Consider the following 22,442-nt stretch of genomic DNA (forward strand, 5'->3'; position numbering starts at 1 on the left):
CCCGTTCGGCGGTCCCAACGAATCCGCACAGTTCAAAACTTCTTAACGTCCACTAACTGGGCGAAATCGTCCCATAACCTGGACGACGCTCTCCGGATGGGTACCGTGGCCGCCATGTTCAAGAAGGTGTTGGTTGCCAACCGCGGCGAGATCGCGATCCGAGCTTTCCGTGCAGGCTTTGAGCTCGGGGCCAAGACGGTCGCCGTCTTTCCCTACGAGGACCGGGGCTCAGAGCACCGGCTGAAGGCCGACGAGGCCTACCAGATCGGGGAGCTCGGTCATCCGATCCGTGCCTACCTCGATCCCAACGCGATCGTCGAGGTCGCCAAGCAGAGTGGCGCGGACGCCATCTACCCGGGTTACGGGTTCCTCTCCGAGAACCCTGCGCTGGCCGAGGCCTGCGCCCGGGCGGGGATCACGTTCATCGGGCCGTCGGCGGAGGTCCTCACGCTGACCGGCAACAAGGCCACCGCCATCGCGGCGGCGAAGGCCGCCGGCGTACCGACCCTTCAGTCCGTCGAGCCGTCCACCGACGTCGACCAGCTCGTCTCCGCCGCGTCCGCTCTTCCCTACCCCCTGTTCGTGAAGGCCGTCGCCGGTGGTGGCGGTCGCGGGATGCGGCGGGTCGACGACCCCGAGAAGCTTCGCGAGGCCGTCGAGACCTGTATGCGCGAGGGTGAGGCCGCCTTCGGTGACCCGACCGTCTTCATCGAGCAGGCCGTGGTCGAGCCGCGTCACATCGAGGTACAGATCCTCGCCGACGGCGAGGGCAACGTCATCCACCTCTTCGAGCGTGACTGCTCAGTGCAGCGCCGCCACCAGAAGGTCGTCGAGATCGCACCCGCACCCAACCTCGACCCCGAGCTGCGCGAGCGCATCTGCGCGGACGCCGTGCGGTTCGCCAAGGAGATCGGCTACTCGTGTGCGGGCACGGTCGAGTTCCTGCTCGACCCCGCCGGCAACTACGTCTTCATCGAGATGAACCCGCGCATCCAGGTCGAGCACACCGTGACCGAGGAGGTCACCGACGTCGACCTGGTCCGCTCGCAGATGCGGATCGCCGCCGGCGAGACGCTGGCCGACCTCGGCCTGAGCCAGGACTCCGTGCAGCTTCGCGGCGCGGCGATGCAGTGCCGGATCACCACCGAGGACCCGGCCAACAACTTCCGCCCCGACACGGGCATGATCACCACCTACCGCTCCCCCGGCGGCGCCGGGATCCGGGTCGACGGCGGCACGACGTACGCCGGCGCCGAGGTCTCGCCGCACTTCGACTCGATGCTCGCCAAGCTCACCTGCCGCGGGCGCACCTTCGAGGACGCCGTCACCCGCGCCCGCCGGGCCGTGGCGGAGTTCCGGATCCGCGGCGTCGCGACGAACATCCCGTTCCTGCAGGCGCTGCTCGACGACCCCGACTTCATCGCGGGCTCGATCACGACCTCGTTCATCGAGACCCACCCGCAGCTGCTGACCGCGCGGGCCTCCGGCGACCGCGGCACCAAGCTGCTCACCTACCTCGCCGACGTGACCGTCAACCAGCCGCACGGCGCCGCGCCGGTCTCGCTGCACCCGTCCTCGAAGCTGCCGGCGGTCGACCTCTCGATCGCGCCCCCGGCGGGTTCGCGCGACCTGCTGCGCGAGCTCGGGCCGGAGGGCTTCGCGGCCGCGCTGCGCGCCCAGGAGGCGGTGGCGGTCACCGACACCACCTTCCGTGACGCCCACCAGTCGCTGCTGGCGACCCGGGTCCGCACCACCGACCTGCTCGGTGTCGCCGGCCACGTCGCGCGGCTGACGCCGCAGCTGTGGTCGATGGAGGCCTGGGGCGGGGCGACGTACGACGTGGCTCTGCGCTTCCTCTCCGAGGACCCGTGGGAGCGGCTGGCGCAGCTGCGCGAGGCGATCCCCAACATCAACCTGCAGATGCTGCTGCGTGGTCGCAACACGGTGGGCTACACGCCCTACCCGACCGAGGTCACCGACGCGTTCGTCTCGGAGGCCGCGGAGACCGGGATCGACGTGTTCCGGATCTTCGACGCCCTCAACGACGTCTCCCAGATGCGCCCGGCGATCGACGCCGTGCGCTCGACCGGGACCGCTGTCGCCGAGGTGGCGCTGTGCTACACGGGCGACCTCTCCTCGCCCGACGAGAAGCTCTACACGCTCGACTACTACCTGCGACTCGCAGAGGAGATCGTCTCGGCCGGAGCGCACGTGCTGGCGATCAAGGACATGGCCGGGCTGCTACGGGCGCCTGCGGCGCGCACCCTGGTGACCGCGCTCCGAGAGCGGTTCGACCTGCCGGTCCACCTGCACACCCACGACACCGCCGGTGGCCAGCTGGCCACGCTGACGGCCGCGATCGAGGCCGGCGTCGACGCCGTCGACGCCGCGACCGCGTCGATGGCCGGCACCACCTCCCAGCCGCCGCTCTCCTCGCTGGTGGCGGCGACCGACCACACCCCGCGAGCCACCGGGCTCTCGCTGGCGGCGGTCAACTCGCTCGAGCCCTACTGGGAGGCCGTACGCCGCGTCTACGCGCCCTTCGAGTCCGGGCTGCCCGCGCCGACCGGCCGGGTCTATCGCCACGAGATCCCGGGCGGCCAGCTCTCCAACCTGCGCCAGCAGGCGATCGCGCTCGGGCTGGGTGAGAAGTTCGAGCAGATCGAGGACATGTACGCCGCGGCCAACCAGATCCTCGGCCGCGTCCCCAAGGTCACCCCGTCCTCGAAGGTCATCGGCGACCTGGCCCTGTCGCTGGTCGCCGCCGGTGCCGACCCGACTGCGTTCGAGGCCGACCCGGCTGCGTACGACATCCCGGCATCGGTCATCGGCTTCCTCAACGGCGAGCTCGGCGACCCGCCGGGTGGCTGGCCCGAGCCGTTCCGCAGCAAGGCCACCGCGGGACGCACCTGGAAGGAGCCGTCGCCGTCGCTGTCGGCCGAGGACGCCGCCGGGCTGGTCTCCGACCGTCGCGGCACGCTCAACCGGCTGCTCTTCCCCGGACCGACGAAGGACTTCAACGAGGCGCGCTCGAAGTGGGGCGACGTGTCGGTGATCTCGACCCTCGACTACCTCTACGGGCTGCGCGAGGGCGAGGAGCACGTCGTCGAGATCTCCGAGGGCAAGACGGTGATCTTCGGTCTCACCGCCGTCTCCGAGCCCGACGAGCGCGGCATCCGCACCGTCATGGCGACGATCAACGGCCACCTGCGCCCGATCGGCGTGCGTGACCGCTCCGTCGCCGCCGAGGTCGCCGCCGCCGAGAAGGCCGACCCCGCCGTACCGGGCCAGGTCGCGGCGCCGTTCCAGGGTGTCGTCACCATCACCGTCGCGGCCGGCGAGTCGGTCAAGGCCGGCGACACCGTCGCCACCATCGAGGCGATGAAGATGGAGGCCGCCATCACCGCCCCCATCGACGGCACCGTCTCGCGCCTCGCGTTCTCCGCCACCCAGGCCGTCGACGGCGGCGACCTGGTGCTCGTGCTCGGCTGAGCCGAGACGTCAGCGGCGTCGGCCGAGATGGCACCTCGGTGCCATCTCGGCCGACGCGCGCGCCTTCTCGGCAGGATCAGAGCGCTGCGTACGCCTCGGCCCAGTCCTCCGCCCGCAGGTCACGCGGCAGCACGGGCGCGTGAGATCGCCGGCGCCGCCGGGCGATCCGATGGGCGAGCGCACCGGGGACGCCGTTGCGGCGCAGGATCTCGGCGACCCCGCGGCCGCGGCTGCTGAAGACCTTCGCGACCCACGACTGGAAGTCGCGGCGTTCGGACTCGGGAAGCAGCGGCTCCCGGCGCCGGTCGACGAGCAGCAGCCCGCCGTCGACGTTGGGCCGCGGACGGAAGGCCGTCGACGGGACGCGCCGGTCGAGGGTGAAGGTGAACCACGGCCACCACTGCGCGGTGAGCTGGGTCGTACCGCCTACCCCCGCGCGCTTGCGGGCGACCTCCCACTGGGTGAGGAGCACGGCGTGACGCCACGTCGTCGAGGCGAGCAGGTGGCGCAGGATCGGTGTGGTCAGGTGGAACGGGACGTTGGAGACGACGACCGCGTCCTGAGGTGGCGCGTGCCGCAGGATGTCGCCTTCGGCGATACACACGTGCGTACCGATCCGTCGGCGCAGGTCGGCCGCGCGGCGGGAGTCGATCTCGACCCCCTGCAGCGGCCGGCCCAGCTCGGCCAGCGCCAGCGTGACGGCACCGTTGCCGGTGCCCCACTCGACCAGCGGACCCTGCCGCTGCGAGACGAGATGGACGATGCGGTCGACTGTCGACCTGTCGGTGAGAAAGTTCTGGCCGAGCTCGTGCCGGCCAGGGCGTACGTCGGGCATGGATGCTCCTCGAGACAGAAGGAGCCGGGCGGCATGCGGGTAGCACTCGAGAGCCGCCCGGCAGGGTGCCAGGTGGCGGCGCGAATGCGACGAGTGCTTCGGTGGGATCCGCGCCGTCAGCGGCGGCGGATCCGGACGAACAACGTCATGCAGCAGTTACCCATGGCGGTCACGCTAGCGAAGCCGCGGCCCCGCTCGCACACCGTTTATAGATGACCGAATCTGCAGTTGTGGGCGACGAAACGTTCGTTTCGTCGCCCACAACTGCAGATTCGGCCCGCCAGAAGTGCCTACTCGACGTGGTGGAGGCGGCGGGCGGCCTCGGCGGTGGAGCCGGAGATCGACGGGTAGACCGTGAAGGTGTTGGCGATCTGGTCGACCGTCAGCCCGGTGGAGACGGCGAGGGTGATCGGGTGGATGAGCTCGGAGGCGCGGGGGCCGACCACGACGCCGCCGATGACGACGCCGGTGCCGGGGCGCGAGATCAGCTTCACGAAGCCGTCGGTGATGCCCTGCATCTTGGCCCGAGCATTGCCCTTGAGGTCGAGGCGCAGGGTGTCGGCGACGACCTCGCCGGAGTCGACCTGGGCCTGGGAGTAGCCCACCGTGGCGATCTCGGGCGAGGTGAAGACGTTGGCCGCGACCTCCTTGAGGTCCATCGGGATGACCGCGTCGCCGAGGAAGTGGCGCATCGCGATCCGGCCGGCCATGGCAGCGGTCGAGGCGAGCATGAAACCGCCGGTGCAGTCGCCGGCTGCGTACACGCCATAGGCGGAGGTGCGCGACACCTTGTCGGTGCGGATGAACCCGCCCTCGTCGAGCTCGATGCCGGCCTCCTCCAGGCCGAGGCCCTCGGTGTTGGGGATCGAGCCGAGCGCGAGGATGCAGTGGCTGCCGGTGACCTCGCGGCCGTCGGTCAGCCGGACCGTGACGACGTCGCCGTCGCGGGTCACCGACTCCATCCGCGACTTGCTGAGGATGTTCATACCCTGACGCTCGAGTACGTCCTGGAGGACCGTCGCCGCGTCCGCGTCCTCACCGGGGAGGACGCGGTCGCGCGAGGAGACCAGGGTGACCTGGGAGCCGAGGTTGAGGTAGGCGCTGGCGAACTCCGCGCCGGTGACACCCGAGCCCACCACGATCATGTGCGAGGGCAGCTCGTCGAGGTCGTAGACCTGCTCCCAGGTCAGGATCCGCTCGCCGTCGGGCTGCGCGGTGGGCAGCACCCGGGGCCGGGCGCCGGTGGCGATCAGCACGGCATCGTTCTCGATCGCCTCCTCGCCGCCGTCCTGGGCCCGGGTCGCGATCACCTGGCGCTTGTCGGCGTCGATGCGCCCGGTGCCCTTGACGATCCGGATCCCGCGACGGGACAGCCGGCTCTCGATGTCGCTCGACTGCGCGAGCGCGAGCGACTTGACCCGCTTGTTCACGACGCCGAGGTCGGCGTAGAGCTCGGTGGCCGGGTCACCCTGGTGATCGCGGAAGTGGATGCCCAGGTCGCGGGCGAGCGTCATGTCCGACATCAGCTCGGCCGTGGCGATCAGGGTCTTGCTCGGCACGCAGTCGGTGAGCACCGCGCTGCCGCCGAGGCCGTCACGGTCGACGACCGTCACCTCCGCCCCGAGCTGCTGCGCGACCAGCGCCGCCTCGTATCCGCCAGGACCCCCACCAATGATCGTCACCCGCGCCATGGGCCGCATTCTTCCACGCGCCCTGGAGGGCAGAGTCAGCCCATCGTCTTCTGACCGTCGATGGTCTCCCGGATGATGTCGGCGTGACCGGCGTGCTGGGCGGTCTCGGCCAGGATGTGAGCGATGACGCGGCGGTTGGACCAGCGGGCGCCGGCCTCGAACCACGGGGCCTCAGGAAGGGCGTGGTCCGCGTCGAGGTCGACGGTGCGGATCAGCTCGTCGGTGGCGGCGGCCACCTTCTCGTACGCCTCGAGCACGCCCTCCAGCGTCTCGTCGGCGAGCACGAAGTCGGCGGCGAACTCGGCGTACTTCTCCGGGGAGAGCTCCTGCGCGACCGTCCCACGGACGATGAAGTCGGCCCAGCCCCGCTCGACGCCGGCGACGTGCTTGACGAGACCGCCGAGGCTGAGCGCGGAGGCGGTCGGGGTGAGTCGTGCCTGCTCGTCGGTCAGGTTGCGGACGGCGAAGCGCAGGAAGCCGCGGTGCTTGGCCAGCGTCTCCAGCAGGTCGGCGCGCTCGCGCGAGGAGGTGGAGATGTCGGTGGCGGTCACGGCGGTGGCGGTCATGGCATGGACTCCTTGGTGGTGTTTCGTTCTGACACCGACAACGCTATGAGTCCTTCAGGTCAGTTTCTGTCCGCATTTGGGTTGGGATCGAAAAAGATCAGCGGACCATTACCCTGCTGGGATGACCAGCCCCGCGAACCGGACCCGGAGCGACGCGGTCCGCAACCGCGACCTCCTGGTCTCGGCTGCCCGCGAAGTGCTCGCCGAGCAGGGTCTCGACGCCCCGATGTCGGCCGTCGCCAAGCGCGCCGGCGTCGGCCAGGGCACCCTCTACCGGCACTTCCCCGACCGGGCCACCCTGGCCACAGCGGTGCTCGAGGAGAACGTACGCGACATCGAGCAGGTCGCGGCCCGGCCGGACGCGACGCTGGCCGATGTGCTCGGCGTCGTCACCTGGCAGATGATCCGTTCGACCGCCTTCGTCGGCATCATCCGGCTCAGCAGCGAGGAGAGCTCGCGGCAGCTCGCCGATCGCGTACGCACCACCATCGACGGGCTCCCGAAGGACACCCACGACACCGACGAGGTCATGCTCGCCGTCGCGATGGTCTCTGGCGCGGTGCACGGGCCGACACCCGAGGCACGTGAGGCCACCGCCCGACGGGCGTGGGGAATGCTCGGGATCGAGATCGGCCCGGTCACGCCGGGGGTCTAGAGGACCCGCAGACGTGACGAGGCCCGGATCCGCAGATCCGGGCCTCGTCACGTCAGATCGGTCAGATCAGAGGTTGATCATGTGACCCGCGATGCCCTCGATCGCTTCCTTCATCGCCTCCGAAAGCGTCGGGTGGGCGAAGACGTTGCGCGCGACCTCGTCGGCGGTCAGGTCCCACTGCTGGGCGAGCGTCAGCGCGGGCAGCAGCTCGGTGACCTCGGGGCCGATCATGTGGGCGCCGAGGATCTCGTTGTGCTCGGCGTCGGCGACGATCTTCACGAAGCCGACACCCTCGGCCATGCCGCGGGCCTTGCCGTTCGCGGAGAACGGGAAGGAGGACGTCTTGACGTCGTAGCCCTTCTCCTTGGCCTGCGCCTCGGAGTAGCCGAACGAGGCGATCTGCGGCTGGCAGAACGTCGCGCGCGGGATCATGTCGAAGTTGAGCTCCATCGTCTCCGCGTCGGCGATGGTCTCGGCGGCGACGACACCCATCGCCTCGGCGGTGTGGGCGAGCATCAGCTTGCCGGTGCAGTCACCGATGGCGTAGACGCCCTCGACATTGGTGCGGCCACGCCCGTCGACCGCGATCGCGCCCCGGTCGGTGAGCTCGACGCCCGTGTTCTCCAGGCCGAAACCCTCGACCCGCGGGGCGAACCCGAAGGCCGCGAGGAACTTGTCGGCCTCGAGCACCTGCTCCTCGCCGCCGGCAGCAGGAGCCACCCTGACCGTCACGCCGGAACCGGTGTCCTCGGCGCCCTTGACGGCGGTCGAGAGCAGCACGTTGATGCCGAGCTTCTTGTACTGCCGCAGCAGCTCCTTGGACACGTCGGCGTCCTCGGTCGGCACCATCCGGTCGAGGAACTCCACGATCGTGACGTCCACACCGAAGTTCTTCAGCACGTAGGCGAACTCGACGCCGATCGCACCCGAGCCGCCGATGATGATCGAGCTGGGCAGCTGCTCGGTGAGGATCTGCTCCTCGTAGGTCACGATGTTCTGCCCGTTGGGCTCGACACCCGGGACCGAGCGGACGGTCGCACCGGTGCCGATGATGAGGTTGTCGAAGGTGTAGGAGCTCTTCGCACCGTCGTTGCCCTCGACGTCGATCGACTTCGGTCCGGCGAGGGTGCCCCAGCCGTCGATCTCGGTGATCTTGTTCTTCTTCATCAGGTAGTGCACGCCCTTGGCGCTCGCGTCGGCCACGCTGCGGCTGCGCTTCCACGTCGCACCGAAGTCCATGGTCGCGTCCCCCGAGATCCCGAAGGTCTTCTTCTCGTGGGTGATGATGTGCGCGATCTCAGCATTGCGGAGCAGCGCCTTGGAGGGGATACAGCCGACGTTGAGGCAGACACCACCCCAGTACTGCTTCTCGACGACGGCGACGGACTTGCCGAGCTGAGCGGCACGGATGGCGGCGACGTAGCCACCGGGGCCAGCGCCGAGGACGAGGACATCAAAGTGGGTCACACATCAAGGGTAGACCGCCATTAGCAGATAGATCCCAAGCGGGTGAGGACTGGGCGGTAACCTCGTGACCTGTGACTCTCTACGCGGCCTATGGCGTCAATCTCGACCCGGCGCTGATGAGTGAGCGGTGTCCGCATTCGCCGTTGCGTACGACCGGGTGGCTGGACGGTTGGCGGCTCACCTTCGGGGGCGAGGACAACGTGCTCGGCGACGGCCCGACGACCACGATCGTCCCAGACCCGTTCGAGCAGGTCTTCGTCGCGGTCTACGACGTGGTGGACCAGGACATGGAGGCCTTGGAGAAGTGGGAGCTGGCCGACATCGGCCTCTACTTCAAGACCAAGGTTCGGATCGCCGCGCTCACGGGGGAGCTGCTCTGCGAGACCTACGTGCTGGACACGTACGAGGGTGGCATCCCCTACGCGCGCCACCTGGGCGCGCTGGCCGACGCCGCCGAGGCGGCCGGGGCGCCCGACGACTACGTGCATGCGCTGCGTACGCGTCCGTGCCGGTCAAACGACTGAGCGAGTCTAGAATCAGCGAGTGACCACGCCTTACGAACTCGCCAAGGAAGCCGCCGCCGCGCTCGCGGAGAAGACCGGCGTACGGACGCACGACATCGCGCTGGTGCTGGGCTCGGGCTGGCTGCCCGCCGCCGAGGCGCTCGGCGAGGACTACACCGAGATCGCCACCACCGACCTGCCCGGTTTCAGCGCCGCCGCGGTCGCGGGTCACAGCGGCAAGATCCGCTCGATCCGGTCGGCTTCCGGGCAGAATCTGCTGGTCTTCCTCAGCCGCACGCACTACTACGAGGGCAAGGGTGTCTCGGCGGTGGTGCACCCGGTCCGGACCGCTGCCGCGGCCGGCTGCGAGACCATCGTGCTCACCAACGGCTGCGGCGGGCTCAACCCGTCCTGGTCGCCGGGCACTCCCGTCCTGATCCGCGACCACATCAATCTGACCGCGGCGTCTCCGCTGGTCGGCGCCAACTTCGTCGACCTCACCGACCTCTACTCAGCGCGTCTGCGGGGTCTCGCCAAGGAGGTGGACGCCTCGCTCGACGAGGGCGTGTACGTCCAGTTCCCCGGACCCCACTACGAGACCCCCGCCGAGGTGAAGATGGCCGGCATCATCGGCGGAGACCTGGTCGGCATGTCGACCACCCTCGAGGCGATCGCGGCCCGCGAGGCCAAGATGGAGATCCTCGGGATCTCGCTGGTCACGAATCTGGCCGCCGGTATCTCCGACCAGCCGCTCGACCACGCCGAGGTCCTCGAGGCCGGCCGCAGCGCCGCCACCCGGATGGGCGCGCTTCTCGGCGACCTGTTGCCCAAGATCTGAGCCTCCGGGCACCCGATGACCTAGGGTCTGGTCCATGGTCCCCACCGATCAGTCCGCGCTCGTCGTCCAGGCCAGGGAATGGCTCGCCGACGATCCCGACGCACAGACCCGGGCGGAGCTCGAGAGCCTGCTGTCCTCCTCCGACCCGAGCGTGGTCGCCGAGCTGGCCGACAGGTTCTCGGGCACCCTGCAGTTCGGGACCGCCGGGCTCCGCGGCGCGCTCGGGGCCGGGCCCAACCGGATGAACCGCGTGGTCGTGATCAAGGCCGCCGCGGGGCTGGCCCGCTACCTGCTCGCCACCGGCGCGCAGGGGCCGGTGGTGATCGGCTACGACGCCCGGCACAACTCCGACGTCTTCGCCCAGGACACCGCCCAGGTGATGACCGGGGCGGGCCTGCAGGCGCTGGTGATGCCGCGCTCGCTGCCGACACCGGTGCTGGCCTATGCGGTCAAGGCCCTGGACGCGAGCGCGGGCGTGATGGTCACGGCCAGCCACAACCCGCCCCAGGACAACGGCTACAAGGTCTATCTCGGCGACGGGTCGCAGATCGTGCCGCCGGCCGACATCGAGATCGCGAAGCGGATCGCGGCGGGCGACAAGGTGAGCTCGGTCCCGCAGGGACCGGCCGGGCAGACGATCAGCGAGGACCTGGTCGACAGCTACCTCGACACGGTCGTCGGGCTCCTCGACGAGGGCGGCCCGCGCGACCTCAGGACCGTCTACACCCCGCTGCACGGCGTCGGCGGCGACCTGGTGCAGCTGGCGATGAAGTTCGCCGGCTTCCCCGGACCGATCGTGGTCAAGGAGCAGGAGCGGCCCGACCCCGACTTCCCGACCGTCGCCTTCCCCAACCCCGAGGAGCCCGGCGCGATGGACCGGGCGATGGCGCTGGCCGGGAAGAAGGGCGCCGACCTGGTCATCGCCAACGACCCCGACGCCGACCGCTGCGCCGCCGCGATCCCGGTCGGCAAGAAGTGGCGGATGCTGACCGGCGACGAGGTCGGCGCCCTACTGGCGACCCACCTGATCCGCAAGGGTGTGACCGGGACGTACGCCGCCTCGATCGTCTCCTCCTCGCTGCTCGGCAAGATCGCCGCGGCCGCCGGGCAGGCCTACGCCGAGACGCTCACCGGCTTCAAGTGGATCTCCCGCGCGCCCGGCCTCGCCTTCGGCTACGAGGAGGCGCTGGGCTACTGCGTCGACCCCGCGCACGTACGCGACAAGGACGGCATCTCGGCGCTGCTGCTCCTGTGCGAGCTGGCCGCGTCGCTGAAGGCCGAGGGCCGCGGCTTGGCCGACCTGCTCGACGAGATCGCGGTCGAGCACGGCCTGCACGCCACCAGCCAGCTCTCCGTACGGCTCGAGGACCCGGCCCAGATCGCCGCCGCGATGCAGCGGCTCCGCGAACGCCCGGTGACCGCGCTGGCCGGGGCCGCCGTGCAGCAGCTCGACGACCTCACCACCGGCATCGGCGGGCTCCCGCCGACCGACGGCATCCGCTACCAGCTCGCCGGCGGGTCGCGGGTGATCGTGCGACCCAGCGGCACCGAGCCCAAGATCAAGTGCTACCTCGAGGTCGTCCAGCCGGTCGCCGACGCGTCCGCTCTCGCCGACGCCCGTGCCGACGCCGAGATCGCGCTCGGGGCGCTCAAGGTCGACATCCGCGCTGCCCTCGGGGTGTAGTTTGCCGGCGTGGCCGGGGTAGTCCAGGGAGTTTCGGTCGGTCTACTCACGAGTAACCGACCGAAACTCCCTGGACTACCCCGATCGCTCAGACCACGAGCAAGACGACGAAGACGACGGCCACCGCAAGCGTGACCGCGATCAGGGGCCAGTCCCAGCTGCGGCGTACGTCATCGGCGAGCGCGAACTGCTCGTCGGAGTCACGCTTGATCCGGAGCCGGTCGCGGGCGTCCTGGGCCAGCGCGTTGAGGCGGTCCTCGATGAAGTCGGCGTGGTTGCTCAGCGGCTTGTGCTCGCGCTTCGAGCCCTTGACCGCCTCGCGCATCGGCCGCCCGATGGCGCCGCTGACATAGGTGCGGCCGCCGGCGTAGGCGCCGAGGGTGCGGCCGACCGAGACGCTCTCGAGGGCGGCCATCGGGAAGCGCACGGTCGAGTAGAGGTGGTTGAGCACGAAGTCGCCCTCGCTGACGCCGACCTTGGTGCGGATGAACGCGGCGTACGCCACCAGCACGAAGAGCAGACCGCCTGCCGTCGTCTCGGGGTGCCAACCGGTGGCGGCGTCGATCACGATGACCGCGATCGCGGCCCCTGCGGAGAGGAAACCCCATGCGGTGCTGCTGGAGTTGCGGAACCACTCCTCGGGCTGATCGTCATTCACGGCGCAAACATTAGCCTCCGACCCCGAGATGCCTATGCTGAGGCCGTGCCTACCTCCACAGAGATCGCCAAGCTGATCGACCACACCCTCCTCAAGCCCGAGGCGACGCACGCCGACGTCGAGGCGCTGATCGTGGAGGCCGCCGAGCTCGGCACCTATTCGGTGTGTGTCTCGCCCTCGATGTTGCCGGTCACCGCGCCGGCCGAGCTGAAGCTCGCCGTCGTGTGCGGCTTTCCGAGCGGCAAGCACATCTCCTCGGTCAAGGCCGCCGAGGCCGCGGCCGCCGTCGAGGCCGGCGCGGACGAGATCGACATGGTCATCGACATCGGCGCCGCCAAGGAGAAGCGCTACGCCGACGTCGAGGCCGACATCGCCGCCGTCCGCGCCGCCGTTCCGGCCCCGACGGTGCTGAAGGTGATCATCGAGTCCGCCGCTCTGGAGGACGACGAGATCATCGGCACCTGCCAGGCCGCCGTCCGCGCAGGCGCGGACTTCGTGAAGACCTCCACCGGCTTCCACCCCGCCGGCGGCGCCACCGTCCACGCGGTGGAGCTGATGCGCCAGACCGTCGGCCCGGACATCGGCGTCAAGGCCTCGGGCGGCGTACGCACCGTGGAGCAGGCCGAGCAGATGATCGCGGCCGGCGCCAACCGGCTCGGAGTCTCGGGCTCGCGCGCGCTGCTGGCCGGCGCGCCAGGATCGGGTTCCAGCGCCGGCTACTGAGGCCGGCTACTCGGTTTCGGGCACTCTCGGGGAGAATGCTCCGGTGCGTGCTCAGGTCATCGTCCTCGCCGGCCCCTCGGGCGCCGGCAAGTCCCGTCTGGCCGAGCGGCTGGGCCTCCCGGTGCTCCGGCTGGACGACTTCTACAAGGACGGCTCCGACCCCTCGCTCCCCCGGATCACCGAGGGTCCGAACGCGGGCCTGGTCGACTGGGACCACCCCGACTCCTGGCTCCCCGATGACGCGGTGAAGGCGATCGCCGCGCTGTGCGAGGCGGGCACCGCCGACGTACCCGTCTACGACATCGCCCACGACGGCCGCACCGGCTGGCAGGAGCTGACCCTCGGGGACGAGTCGTTCTTCGTCGCCGAGGGGATCTTCGCCCAGGACATCGTGGCCGAGTGCCTCGAGGCGGGGCTCCTGGCTGCCGCCTACTGCGTCACCCAGTCACCGACGGTGACCTTCTGGCGCCGGCTCACCCGCGACCTCCGCGAGCGCCGCAAACCACCGTTCGTGCTGGTCAAACGGGGCCTTGCGCTGATGCGCGCACAGCCGCAGGTGGTCGCGGACGCGGTCGCCAAGGGCTGCACCGCGGTCTACCCGAAGCACGGCTACGTCGCGGTGCAGCGTCTCACAGCGCCGCGTACGCGTCCTTGATCTCGTGGATCAGGTCCACCCGCTCGTCGTAGGGGATGAACGCCGACTTCATCGCGTTGGTCGTCAGCCGCTGGAGCTCGGGCAGCCCCCAGCCGAAGGCCTCCACGATCCCGGCCATCTCGGCCGACATCGAGGTGCGTGACATCAACCGGTTGTCGGTGTTGATCGTGACCCGGAAGCCGAGGTCGTAGAGCAGCCCGATGGGGTGCTCGGCGATCGACTTGACGGCCCCGGTCTGCACGTTGGAGCGCGGGCAGAGCTCGAGCGGGATCCGCCGGTCCCGGACGTACGCAGCGAGCCGGCCGAGCCGCGGCGCCTCGCCCTCCTCGATCGTGATGTCCTCGACGATCCGTACGCCGTGACCGAGCCGGTCGCAGCCGCAGGGGTGCACGGCCTCCCAGATCGAGGGCAGCCCGAAGCCCTCGCCGGCGTGGATGGTGAAGCGCATGTTCTCCGCGGCCAGGTGCTCGAACGCCGCCAGGAACCGGCTCGGCGGGAAGCCCTTCTCCGGCCCGGCGATGTCGAACCCGGCGACCCCACGGTCGCGCCAGGCCACTGCGAGGTCGGCGATCTCGGTGGCGTGAGCCGCCTGCCGCATCGCGGTCAGCAGCTGGCGTACGACGATCTTCTTCCCGGTCGCCGCGACCGCCGCCGTGCCCTCGTCGAACCCGGCCTGGACGGCCGCGACGACCTCCTCCGGCTCGTGACCGTTGGCCAGGTGGAGCTCGGGCGCCCAGCGGACCTCGGCGTAGACGACGCCGTCCTCGGCCAGGTCCTCGACGCACTCACGGGCCACCCGGGTCAGCGCGGGCAGGGTCTGCATGACGGCGAGGGTGTGCGCGAAGGTGTCGAGGTAGCGCTCCAGCGACCCCGAGTCCGCACTCGTGACGAACCATTCCTCCAGCGCGACCGGATCGTCCTGGGTGCCCTGGGGGAGCTCGTGACCGACCTCGGCGGCGAGCTCGATGAGGGTCGAAGGACGTACGCCACCGTCGAGGTGGTCGTGGAGCAGCACCTTCGGGGCTGCCTTGATCTGCATGTCGGACGGTTCCATGGGCTCATTATTCCGCATACCGCTAGATTCCGGGGGTGCGCACATTCACCACTCTCGAAGAAGTCTCCGACGCCGCAGGCACCGAGATCGGCACCGGCGAATGGCTCCAGGTCGACCAGGACCGGGTCAACGCGTTCGCCGACGCCACCGGCGACCACCAGTGGATCCACGTCGACGAGGCGCGGGCCAAGGAGGGCCCGTTCGGGGGCACCATCGCCCACGGCTACCTGACCCTGTCGCTGATCCCCTACCTCGGTGTGAGCGTCTACTCGCTGGAGACCCCGGGCGCCAAGCTCAACTACGGTCTCAACAAGGTCCGGTTCCCCACGCCGGTCCTGGTCGGCTCCCGGATCCGTCCGGTCGTCTCGTTCGGCGAGGTCACCGAGCTCCCCACCGGGCTGCAGCTCGTCGTGAAGACCACGATCGAGATCGAAGGCTCCGCCAAGCCGGCATGCGTCGCGGAGTCAGTCGTCCTGCTCCTCGAAGACTGATCTCAGGAGTAGTCGGCCCAGAGCCGCCGGGCACTGCCGTCGACGGTCATCTCGCCGCCGTACGGCAGGACCCACTGCGGCCGGGTGTGCCCGAACGGCGGGCCGACGACGACCACCGCCTCGGGGTTGTAGCGGGCGACGGTCTCGATCGCCGCGTCCCGCTGCTCGGCGCGCTTGGATGCCCTCTCCTCGGCACTCGGGCAGCACTCGAAGTCGGAGGTCGGCGGGCGCGCGACGACCACCGCGTCGATCGCCTCGAGCAGCCCGCGCTCACCCAGCGAAAGCGTGATCCAGGCGAACTCCCGCGCCGGGATGCGCTCCTCGGAGCCCTCGAGGAGGAGTACGCCGCCCTCGAGCACGCCCGGGTCGGCCGGGAAGCGTCCGGCGGTGAGCGCCCACTGGAGGATCTCGATGCAGCCACCCCAGGTGCGGCCGGTCACGGCGCGGGCCGGGCCCGCCCAGGTCCACGGCTCGGTCGCCTCCCGCTCGCCGTACTCGGTCAGCGCCCGCGGGTCGTTCCAGTCGCGGCCGATGTCCTCGGACTCCCCCGGCTCGGTGATCTCGAGGGTCTCGCCGGTGAGGAGAGCCGCCTTCAGCGAGGCCTCGTGGATCGGGTCGAGCGCCGGACCAGGCCCGAGGTGCACCTGCGTCGAGCCGCCGTGGAACGCGGCGACGCCGTTGGTCCACAGCCAGTTGAGCAGGTTGGTGTTGTCGCTGTAGCCGAGGAAGGGTTTCGGGTCCTTCCGAACCAGCTCGGGGTCGAGGTACGGGATCACGGTGATCTGGTCCTCGCCGCCGATCGTCGCCAGCACCGCCCGGATCTCCGGGTCGGCGAACGCGGCGTTCACGTCCGCCGCGCGCTCCTGCGCCGTCGCGCCCACCTTTCGGGTCGTCGGGTACTCCACCGGCACCAGCCCGGTCGCCTCGGTCAGCCGCGCCAACGCCTGCTCGTGGATCGCCGGCGCCACCCCCGGCGCCGCGAACGAGGGTGACAGCACGGCGACCTTGTCGCCCGCGGTGGCCTTGGGTGGCTTGACGATCTCCATGCGTGAAGTCTGGCGGTACGCCGGCCGGTGAAGCGAACGGTTATCGGTCCGGCCCGCGGGCGAGGTGTAACACGCTGTTACTCGCCCTATCCGGTCGTTCGGATAGGGCGAGTAGTGCTACGAACGACGTGTTACAGCTCGCGGAGACCGACAAGCGCGGCACCGCCGTGGCTCCTCCGCGGCTAGCTGATCCGGTCGAGGATCAGCGGCGTCGCCTCGTACGCAGCCCCGTCCCCGATCTCGTAGCCACCCTCCAGCGCGGCCAGAGCCCGGTCGAAGCGCTCGGGCGTGTCGGTGTGGAGCGTGAAGAGCGGCGCACCGGCCGTCACCTCGTCGCCCCGGCGGGCGTGCCAGGTGACCCCGGCGCCCGCCTGGACGGCGTCCTCCTTCCGCTCGCGCCCGGCACCGAGGCGCCAGGCGGCGAGGCCGACGGCCATCGCGTCGAGCCGGGTCAGCACACCGGACGAAGGTGCGGTGACCACGTGGGTCTCGCGGGCGACCGGCAGCGGCGCCGACGGGTCGCCGCCCTGGGCCGAGATCATCGCCCGCCAGGCGTCCATCGCCTTGCCGGAGGCGAGTACGTCGGCAGGATCCGGGCCGGACACACCCGCGGCCGACAGCATCTCCCGGGCGAGCGCGACGGTGAGCTCGACGACGTCGGCAGGACCGCCGCCGGCGAGGACCTCGACGGACTCGGTCACCTCGATCGCGTTGCCGGCGGTGAGGCCGAGCGGCGTGGCCATGTCGGTCACGAGCGCGACCGTGGTGACCCCGGCGTCCGTGCCGAGGTCGACCATGGTGCGCGCCAGCTCCTGCGCGGAGTCGAGCGTCTTCATGAAGGCGCCGGCGCCGACCTTGACGTCGAGCACGAGCGCGCCGGTGCCCTCGGCGATCTTCTTGGACATGATCGAGGAGGCGATCAGCGGGATCGACTCGACGGTGCCGGTGACGTCACGCAGCGCGTAGAGCTTGCGGTCGGCCGGGGCCAGCCCCTCGCCGGCCGCGCAGATCACCGCGCCGACCGACCCGAGCTGGGCGAGCATCTCCTCGTTCGACAGCGACGCGCGCCACCCGGGGATCGACTCGAGCTTGTCGAGCGTGCCCCCGGTGTGGCCGAGCCCGCGCCCGGACAGCTGCGGCACCGCCACCCCGCACGCGGCCACCAGCGGCGCCAGCGGCAGCGTGATCTTGTCGCCCACGCCGCCGGTCGAGTGCTTGTCGGCCGTCGGCCGGTCCAGGGAGTCGAACGACATCCGCTCCCCCGACGCGATCATCGCCGCCGTCCAGCGCGCGATCTCGCGCCGGGACATCCCGTTGAGCAGGATCGCCATGTTGAGCGCCGACATCTGCTCCTCGGCCACCACCCCTCGGGTGTAGGCCGCGATCATCCAGTCGATCTGCGAGTCGCTCAGCTCGCCACCGTCGCGCTTGGCGAGGATCACCTCGACCGCATCATGTTCCGCCATACGGACAGCGTAAAGCGCGGCCGCCGCAGCCCCCTATCGGGCGTCGTCCGACCGGCTACGCCAGCGCCTCCGGACCGAAGGCGTCGGGAAGGACCTCCGACATCGGCTTCACGCCGGAGACGGTCATCAGCAGCAGCTCGGGGCCACCGTTCTCCCACAGGAGCTGGCGACAGCGGCCGCAGGGCATGATGACCTCGCCGGAGCCGTTGACGCAGACGACGTGGGTGAGCCGACCGCCGCCGGTCATGTGCAGCGAGGAGACCAGGCCGCACTCGGCGCACAGCGTGACCCCGTAGGCCGCGTTCTCCACGTTGCACCCGTGGAGGAGGCGCCCGTCGTCGGCGATTCCGGCCACTCCGACGGGGAAGTTGGAGTAGGGCGCGTACGCATTTTTTGCGGCCTCGACCGCCTGCGCACGCAGGCCTTCCCAGTCAAAGCCCTCTGTGGCGTACGTCTGCTTCTCGGTCATGGTTCGACCTTAAAGCCTGTCCGGACAACCGGAAGACAGGCTACGAGGCTTAGGCTTCGTCGAGATCAAAAGTTGGTAACCGTTCGCGTAATCCCTGGCGTTGCTCGGTCATTGGGGAGAACGTTCGGACATGAATGTCCTTTGCACCGTGATTTGCGGAGCAACGACCTGGAGGCACCAGTGAAGAACAACATCAAGAAGGCCGCCGCCGGCGGCTTCGCCGCGGTCCTGACCGCTGCCGCGCTCGCCGCGTGCGGAGAGGCGCCGGCCGAGCGCGCTGGGGAGGGCAACAGCGACTACCTTCCCTGCATCGTCTCCGACGAGGGCGGATTCGACGACAAGTCGTTCAACCAGCTCAGCTACGAGGGCGTGAAGGAAGCCGCCGACGAGCTGGGCTCGAAGTTCAAGGACGTCGAATCCAACAGCCCCAACGACTACACCTCCAACCTGGAGAGCCTGGTCGGGCAGGGTTGCGACACCATCGTCACCGTCGGCTTCGCACTCTCGGCCGCGACGATCGAGTCCGCCAAGGCCAACCCGGAGACCGAGTACGTCCTGATCGACGACGCGGCCGACGCCGACTTCGACGGCAAGACCGACGCCGAGAACATCAAGCCGATCCTCTACGACACCGCTCAGGCCGCGTTCCTGGCCGGCTACGTCGCCGCCGACTACACCAAGACCGGTGTCGTCGGGACCTACGGTGGCCAGCCCTTCCCGACCGTCACGATCTTCATGGACGGCTTCAAGCAGGGCGTGGAGTACTACGCGAAGACCAAGAACAAGGACGTCAAGGTCGTCGGCTACGAGGGCGGCGAGAAGGGCTCCTTCACCGGTGAGTTCGTCGCCAACGAGAAGGCCACCAACACCGCCCGCCAGATCATCGACCAGAACGCCGACGTGATCCTGCCGGTCGGCGGTCCGATCTACCAGGGTGCGCTCACCGCGATCGAGGACTCCGGCAAGGAGGTCGCCCTGATCGGTGTCGACGCCGACTTCTACGAGACCGACCCGAACACCCAGGACGTCGTGCTCACCTCCATCCTGAAGAACATGAAGACCTCCACCACGGATGTCATCCTCGCCGCGGGTGAGGACAAGTTCGACGCGACGCCGTACGTCGGCACCCTCGAGAACGACGGGGTCGGCCTGGCGCCGTTCCACAACTTCGAGTCGAAGGTCTCCGAGACCCTCCCCGACGAGATCGAGGAAGTCACGGCGGGCATCAAGGACGGCTCGATCAAGGTCAACTCCTACCTGGCCAAGTGATCCAGCTCTGACGAGCAAGCGCGAGGGGGCCGGAGACCCGGCCCCCTCGCCCCGTACTTTGGAATCTCTCCACCCCTGCAAGGAATGATCCGTGCCATGAGACTCGCGCTTCGCGACATCACCAAGCGCTTCGGCTCCCTGGTCGCCAACGACCACATCTCCCTGACCATCGAACCAGGTGAGATCCACTGCCTCCTCGGCGAGAACGGCGCGGGCAAGTCCACGCTGATGAACGTCCTCTACGGCCTCTACCAGGCCGACGAGGGCGAGATCCTCATCGACGACCAGCCACAGCGCTTCAAGGGCCCCGGCGACGCGATGGCCGCCGGTATCGGCATGGTGCACCAGCACTTCATGCTCATCCCGGTCTTCACCGTCGCCGAGAACGTCATGCTCGGCCACGAGGCCACCGGGTTCGCCGGCAAGCTCGACCTCGACGCCGCCCGCAAGCAGGTCCGGGAGATCTCCGAGCGCTTCGGCTTCCAGGTGGATCCCGACGCGCTCGTCGAGGACCTCCCCGTCGGCGTGCAGCAGCGGGTCGAGATCATCAAGGCGCTCTCGCGCGACGCCGAGGTGCTCGTCTTCGACGAGCCGACCGCCGTGCTGACGCCGCAGGAGACCGACGAGCTGATGGCGATCATGCGCCAGCTCAAGGAGTCCGGCACCGGCATCGTGTTCATCACCCACAAGCTGCGCGAGGTGCGCGAGGTGGCCGACCGGATCACGGTCATCCGCCGTGGCGCCGTGGTCGGCGAGGCGTCCCCCGAGGCGTCCAACGCCGAGCTCGCGGCCCTGATGGTCGGACGCCCGGTCGAGCTCAAGGTCCACAAGGACCCGGCCAAGCCCGGCGAGCGTGCACTGGTCGTCTCCGACCTGACCGTCGCCGACGAGGACGGCTACATCCATGTCGACGGAATCAGCTTCCACATCGACGCCGGAGAGATCCTGGCCGTCGCCGGCGTCCAGGGCAACGGACAGACCGAGCTCACCGAGGCCATGGTCGGCCTGGCGCCGCACATCGAGGGCTCGATCAAGCTCGACGGCCACGAGATCGTGGGCCGTTCGGTGCGCAAGGCCCTCGAGGCCGGCATCGGGTTCATCCCCGAGGACCGGCAGGTCGACGGCCTGGTCGGCAACTTCACCATCGCCGAGAACCTCATGCTCAACCGCAGCTTCGACGAGCCCTTCGTCTCCCGCGGCTCGCTGAACCTCAAGAAGCTCGACACCTTCGCCAAGGAGAAGCTGGCGGAGTACGACGTACGCGCCCCCGGGGTCTCGACCCTGGCCGGGCAGCTGTCGGGCGGCAACCAGCAGAAGGTCGTCGTCGCTCGCGAGCTCTCTCGTGACCTGCGGCTCCTCGTCGCCGCCCAGCCGACCCGTGGCGTCGACGTCGGGTCGATCGAGTTCATCCACAAGCAGATCGTGGCGGCACGGGATGCGGGTGTCCCGGTGCTCGTCGTTTCCTCCGAGCTCGACGAGATCTCCGCTCTCGCCGACCGGATCATGGTCCTCTACCGCGGGCGGGTCGTCGGCATCGTCCCCGCCGACACCTCCCGCGACACCCTCGGCCTGATGATGGCCGGCGAGTCTCCTGAAGGGAGCGAAGCGTGAGCACGAAGGGGCCGGAGAACGAGCCGGCCGAGACGGAACCCACGGAGACGCCCGAGGCGGGGTCGACCGACACGAAGACGGCCTCCGACACCGACCGGGTGCCCGAGGCCAGCCGCTGGCACCTGGCGCTGCGGGAGATCACCACGGGCAACGCCCTCGTCGCGGTGCTCTCGGTGGTGCTCGCGATGTTCTTCGGGTCGCTGATGATCCTCTTCACCGACGAGGACGTCCGCTACGGGCTCTCCTACTTCTTCGCCCGCCCCTCCGACACGTTCTACTACGCGTGGGAGGCCATCTCCGGGGCGTACGTCTCGCTGTGGCGAGGTGCGGTCTACAACGACCTGGGCGGCACGTTCGTCCAGCAGATCAAGCCGATCACCGAGACGCTGAAGTTCGCCGCGCCGCTGACGCTGGCCGGGCTCGGCATCGGCCTGACCTTCCGGGCCGGTCTCTTCAACATCGGCGGGCGTGGCCAGATGCTGCTCGGTGGCGCAGCGGCCGCGTTCGTCGCAGTCAGGCTCGACCTGCCGATGATCGTGCACCTGCCGCTGGCGATCCTCGTCGGCGCGCTGGTTGCGGCCCTGTGGGGCGGCATCGCCGGCCTCCTCAAGGCCCTCACCGGTGCCCACGAGGTGATCGTGACGATCATGCTCAACTACGTCGGCTACTACCTGGTCTTCTACGCACTGACGCGCAAGTCGCTGCTCCAGGCACCGGGCTCGGGCAACCCGAAGTCGTCGCCGATGCCGGAGTCGGCGATCCTGCCGGACCTGCTCGGCCCGCAGTTCAACCTGCACGCCGGGTTCCTGCTCGCGGTGCTGGCGACGTTCCTGGTCTGGTGGATCCTCAACCGCTCCTCGCTGGGCTACCGGTTCCGGGCGGTGGGTGAGAACCCGTCGGCCGCACGGGCGGCGGGCATCAACGTCGGGGGCACCTACTTCAGCGCGTTCCTGATCTCCGGCGCCCTGGTCGGGATGGCCGGGGTCAACCAGGTGCTCGGCTCGGTGACCGACGGCGCGACCAGCGGTCTCGACGCCGGGATCGGCTTCGACGCGATCACCGTCGCACTGCTGGGCCGCTCGCGTCCCTTCGGCATCCTGGCCGCCGGCATCCTGTTCGGCGCGTTCAAGTCCGGCGGCTTCTTCATGCAGGCCTCCGAGGGCATTCCGGTCGACATCGTGCTGGTCATCCAGTCCCTGATCGTGCTCTTCCTCGCCGCACCGCCCCTGGTGAAGGCGATCTTCCGACTCCCCACGAAGGAGGCCTGAC

At 69.7% G+C, this 22,442-nt stretch carries 20 protein-coding genes; 11 read left to right on the plus strand and 9 right to left on the minus strand.

Annotation, left to right across the window (positions count from 1 at the left end):
* Positions 1-114: 114 nt before the first annotated feature.
* Positions 115-3,492 carry a pyruvate carboxylase gene (locus OG984_RS15480; RefSeq protein WP_328527191.1) on the plus strand — a complete coding sequence of 1,126 codons (3,378 nt, stop codon included), beginning with the start codon at positions 115-117 and terminating at the stop codon, positions 3,490-3,492.
* 76 nt (positions 3,493-3,568) lie between these two features.
* On the opposite strand, the gene erm is transcribed toward OG984_RS15480, so the two are convergent.
* From erm to OG984_RS15495, 3 genes are all read right to left on the minus strand, one after another.
* Positions 3,569-4,327, minus strand: coding sequence for a 23S ribosomal RNA methyltransferase Erm (erm, locus tag OG984_RS15485; RefSeq protein ID WP_328527192.1), 759 nt, complete (start codon positions 4,325-4,327; stop codon positions 3,569-3,571).
* Positions 4,328-4,617: 290 nt separating this feature from the next.
* On the minus strand, positions 4,618-6,018 hold the full coding sequence (locus OG984_RS15490) for an NAD(P)H-quinone dehydrogenase (RefSeq protein WP_328527193.1): 1,401 nt from the start codon (positions 6,016-6,018) through the stop codon (positions 4,618-4,620).
* 35 nt (positions 6,019-6,053) lie between these two features.
* Positions 6,054-6,584, minus strand: coding sequence for a DinB family protein (locus OG984_RS15495; RefSeq protein WP_328527194.1), 531 nt, complete (start codon positions 6,582-6,584; stop codon positions 6,054-6,056).
* A 121-nt stretch (positions 6,585-6,705) separates the two neighbouring features.
* Here OG984_RS15495 and OG984_RS15500 point away from each other — a divergent pair, with 121 nt between their 5' ends.
* Complete coding sequence (locus OG984_RS15500) at positions 6,706-7,239, plus strand: TetR/AcrR family transcriptional regulator (RefSeq protein WP_328527195.1); 534 nt, start codon at positions 6,706-6,708, stop codon at positions 7,237-7,239.
* 66 nt (positions 7,240-7,305) lie between these two features.
* On the opposite strand, the gene lpdA is transcribed toward OG984_RS15500, so the two are convergent.
* Complete coding sequence (lpdA, locus tag OG984_RS15505) at positions 7,306-8,706, minus strand: dihydrolipoyl dehydrogenase (RefSeq protein ID WP_328527196.1); 1,401 nt, start codon at positions 8,704-8,706, stop codon at positions 7,306-7,308.
* A 71-nt stretch (positions 8,707-8,777) separates the two neighbouring features.
* Between lpdA and OG984_RS15510 the strand changes: the two genes are divergently transcribed.
* Genes OG984_RS15510 through OG984_RS15520 form a run of 3 tightly spaced genes read left to right on the plus strand, consistent with a single transcriptional unit; the run spans position 8,778 to position 11,731 of the window.
* On the plus strand, positions 8,778-9,230 hold the full coding sequence (locus OG984_RS15510; protein WP_008363961.1) for a gamma-glutamylcyclotransferase family protein: 453 nt from the start codon (positions 8,778-8,780) through the stop codon (positions 9,228-9,230).
* Between the two features lie 19 nt (positions 9,231-9,249).
* Complete coding sequence (locus OG984_RS15515) at positions 9,250-10,047, plus strand: purine-nucleoside phosphorylase (protein ID WP_328527197.1); 798 nt, start codon at positions 9,250-9,252, stop codon at positions 10,045-10,047.
* A 34-nt stretch (positions 10,048-10,081) separates the two neighbouring features.
* The gene (locus OG984_RS15520) at positions 10,082-11,731 is read left to right on the plus strand and encodes a phospho-sugar mutase (RefSeq protein ID WP_328527198.1); all 1,650 of its coding nucleotides are present in this window, start codon (positions 10,082-10,084) and stop codon (positions 11,729-11,731) included.
* 88 nt (positions 11,732-11,819) lie between these two features.
* Here the strand turns inward: OG984_RS15520 and OG984_RS15525 are convergent, their stop codons facing one another.
* Positions 11,820-12,389, minus strand: coding sequence for a hypothetical protein (locus tag OG984_RS15525; RefSeq protein WP_328527199.1), 570 nt, complete (start codon positions 12,387-12,389; stop codon positions 11,820-11,822).
* Between the two features lie 45 nt (positions 12,390-12,434).
* Here OG984_RS15525 and deoC point away from each other — a divergent pair, with 45 nt between their 5' ends.
* Positions 12,435-13,112, plus strand: coding sequence for a deoxyribose-phosphate aldolase (deoC, locus tag OG984_RS15530; protein WP_328527200.1), 678 nt, complete (start codon positions 12,435-12,437; stop codon positions 13,110-13,112).
* Positions 13,113-13,155: 43 nt separating this feature from the next.
* On the plus strand, positions 13,156-13,767 hold the full coding sequence (locus OG984_RS15535; protein ID WP_328527201.1) for a uridine kinase family protein: 612 nt from the start codon (positions 13,156-13,158) through the stop codon (positions 13,765-13,767).
* Here OG984_RS15535 and OG984_RS15540 read toward each other — a convergent pair.
* The gene (locus tag OG984_RS15540; RefSeq protein ID WP_328527202.1) at positions 13,742-14,821 is read right to left on the minus strand and encodes an adenosine deaminase; all 1,080 of its coding nucleotides are present in this window, start codon (positions 14,819-14,821) and stop codon (positions 13,742-13,744) included. The genes OG984_RS15535 and OG984_RS15540 overlap by 26 nt on opposite strands.
* Positions 14,822-14,856: 35 nt before the next feature.
* Between OG984_RS15540 and OG984_RS15545 the strand changes: the two genes are divergently transcribed.
* Entirely contained in the window at positions 14,857-15,312 is a 456-nt protein-coding gene (locus OG984_RS15545; protein ID WP_328527203.1) for a MaoC family dehydratase, read from the plus strand.
* A 2-nt stretch (positions 15,313-15,314) separates the two neighbouring features.
* Here OG984_RS15545 and OG984_RS15550 read toward each other — a convergent pair whose 3' ends face one another.
* The 3 genes from OG984_RS15550 to OG984_RS15560 form a co-directional block, all read right to left on the minus strand.
* A complete protein-coding gene (locus tag OG984_RS15550; RefSeq protein WP_328527204.1) occupies positions 15,315-16,358 on the minus strand; it encodes a S66 family peptidase in 1,044 nt (347 codons plus the stop codon).
* A gap of 182 nt (positions 16,359-16,540) precedes the next feature.
* Positions 16,541-17,824 (minus strand): thymidine phosphorylase, encoded by a 1,284-nt coding sequence (locus tag OG984_RS15555; protein ID WP_328527205.1) that lies wholly within the window; start codon positions 17,822-17,824, stop codon positions 16,541-16,543.
* A gap of 55 nt (positions 17,825-17,879) precedes the next feature.
* Positions 17,880-18,293, minus strand: coding sequence for a cytidine deaminase (locus OG984_RS15560; RefSeq protein WP_328527206.1), 414 nt, complete (start codon positions 18,291-18,293; stop codon positions 17,880-17,882).
* A gap of 180 nt (positions 18,294-18,473) precedes the next feature.
* Here OG984_RS15560 and OG984_RS15565 point away from each other — a divergent pair, with 180 nt between their 5' ends.
* The 3 genes from OG984_RS15565 (at position 18,474) to OG984_RS15575 (ending at position 22,441) form a co-directional block, all read left to right on the plus strand.
* Positions 18,474-19,562, plus strand: a complete 1,089-nt coding sequence (locus OG984_RS15565; protein WP_328527207.1) for a BMP family lipoprotein — start codon at positions 18,474-18,476, stop codon at positions 19,560-19,562.
* 96 nt (positions 19,563-19,658) lie between these two features.
* Positions 19,659-21,173 (plus strand): ABC transporter ATP-binding protein, encoded by a 1,515-nt coding sequence (locus OG984_RS15570; protein ID WP_328527208.1) that lies wholly within the window; start codon positions 19,659-19,661, stop codon positions 21,171-21,173.
* Positions 21,170-22,441, plus strand: coding sequence for an ABC transporter permease (locus tag OG984_RS15575; protein ID WP_328527209.1), 1,272 nt, complete (start codon positions 21,170-21,172; stop codon positions 22,439-22,441). The genes OG984_RS15570 and OG984_RS15575 overlap by 4 nt, the downstream gene beginning before the upstream one ends.
* The last annotated feature ends 1 nt before the right edge of the window (position 22,442 follow it).

Origin of the sequence: Nocardioides sp. NBC_00368, from assembly GCF_036090055.1 — a bacterium.
Taxonomy (GTDB): Bacteria; Actinomycetota; Actinomycetes; order Propionibacteriales; family Nocardioidaceae; genus Nocardioides.

Coding starts and splice junctions, on each gene's coding strand:
- OG984_RS15495 (WP_328527194.1), bottom strand. CDS start 6,584: ATGACCGCCACCGCCGTGACCGCCACCGACATCTCCACCTCCTCGCGC.
- OG984_RS15570 (WP_328527208.1), top strand. CDS start 19,659: ATGAGACTCGCGCTTCGCGACATCACCAAGCGCTTCGGCTCCCTGGTC.
- OG984_RS15480 (WP_328527191.1), top strand. CDS start 115: ATGTTCAAGAAGGTGTTGGTTGCCAACCGCGGCGAGATCGCGATCCGA.
- OG984_RS15555 (WP_328527205.1), bottom strand. CDS start 17,824: ATGGCGGAACATGATGCGGTCGAGGTGATCCTCGCCAAGCGCGACGGT.
- OG984_RS15490 (WP_328527193.1), bottom strand. CDS start 6,018: ATGGCGCGGGTGACGATCATTGGTGGGGGTCCTGGCGGATACGAGGCG.
- OG984_RS15520 (WP_328527198.1), top strand. CDS start 10,082: ATGGTCCCCACCGATCAGTCCGCGCTCGTCGTCCAGGCCAGGGAATGG.
- OG984_RS15500 (WP_328527195.1), top strand. CDS start 6,706: ATGACCAGCCCCGCGAACCGGACCCGGAGCGACGCGGTCCGCAACCGC.
- OG984_RS15560 (WP_328527206.1), bottom strand. CDS start 18,293: ATGACCGAGAAGCAGACGTACGCCACAGAGGGCTTTGACTGGGAAGGC.
- OG984_RS15540 (WP_328527202.1), bottom strand. CDS start 14,821: ATGGAACCGTCCGACATGCAGATCAAGGCAGCCCCGAAGGTGCTGCTC.
- erm (WP_328527192.1), bottom strand. CDS start 4,327: ATGCCCGACGTACGCCCTGGCCGGCACGAGCTCGGCCAGAACTTTCTC.
- OG984_RS15550 (WP_328527204.1), bottom strand. CDS start 16,358: ATGGAGATCGTCAAGCCACCCAAGGCCACCGCGGGCGACAAGGTCGCC.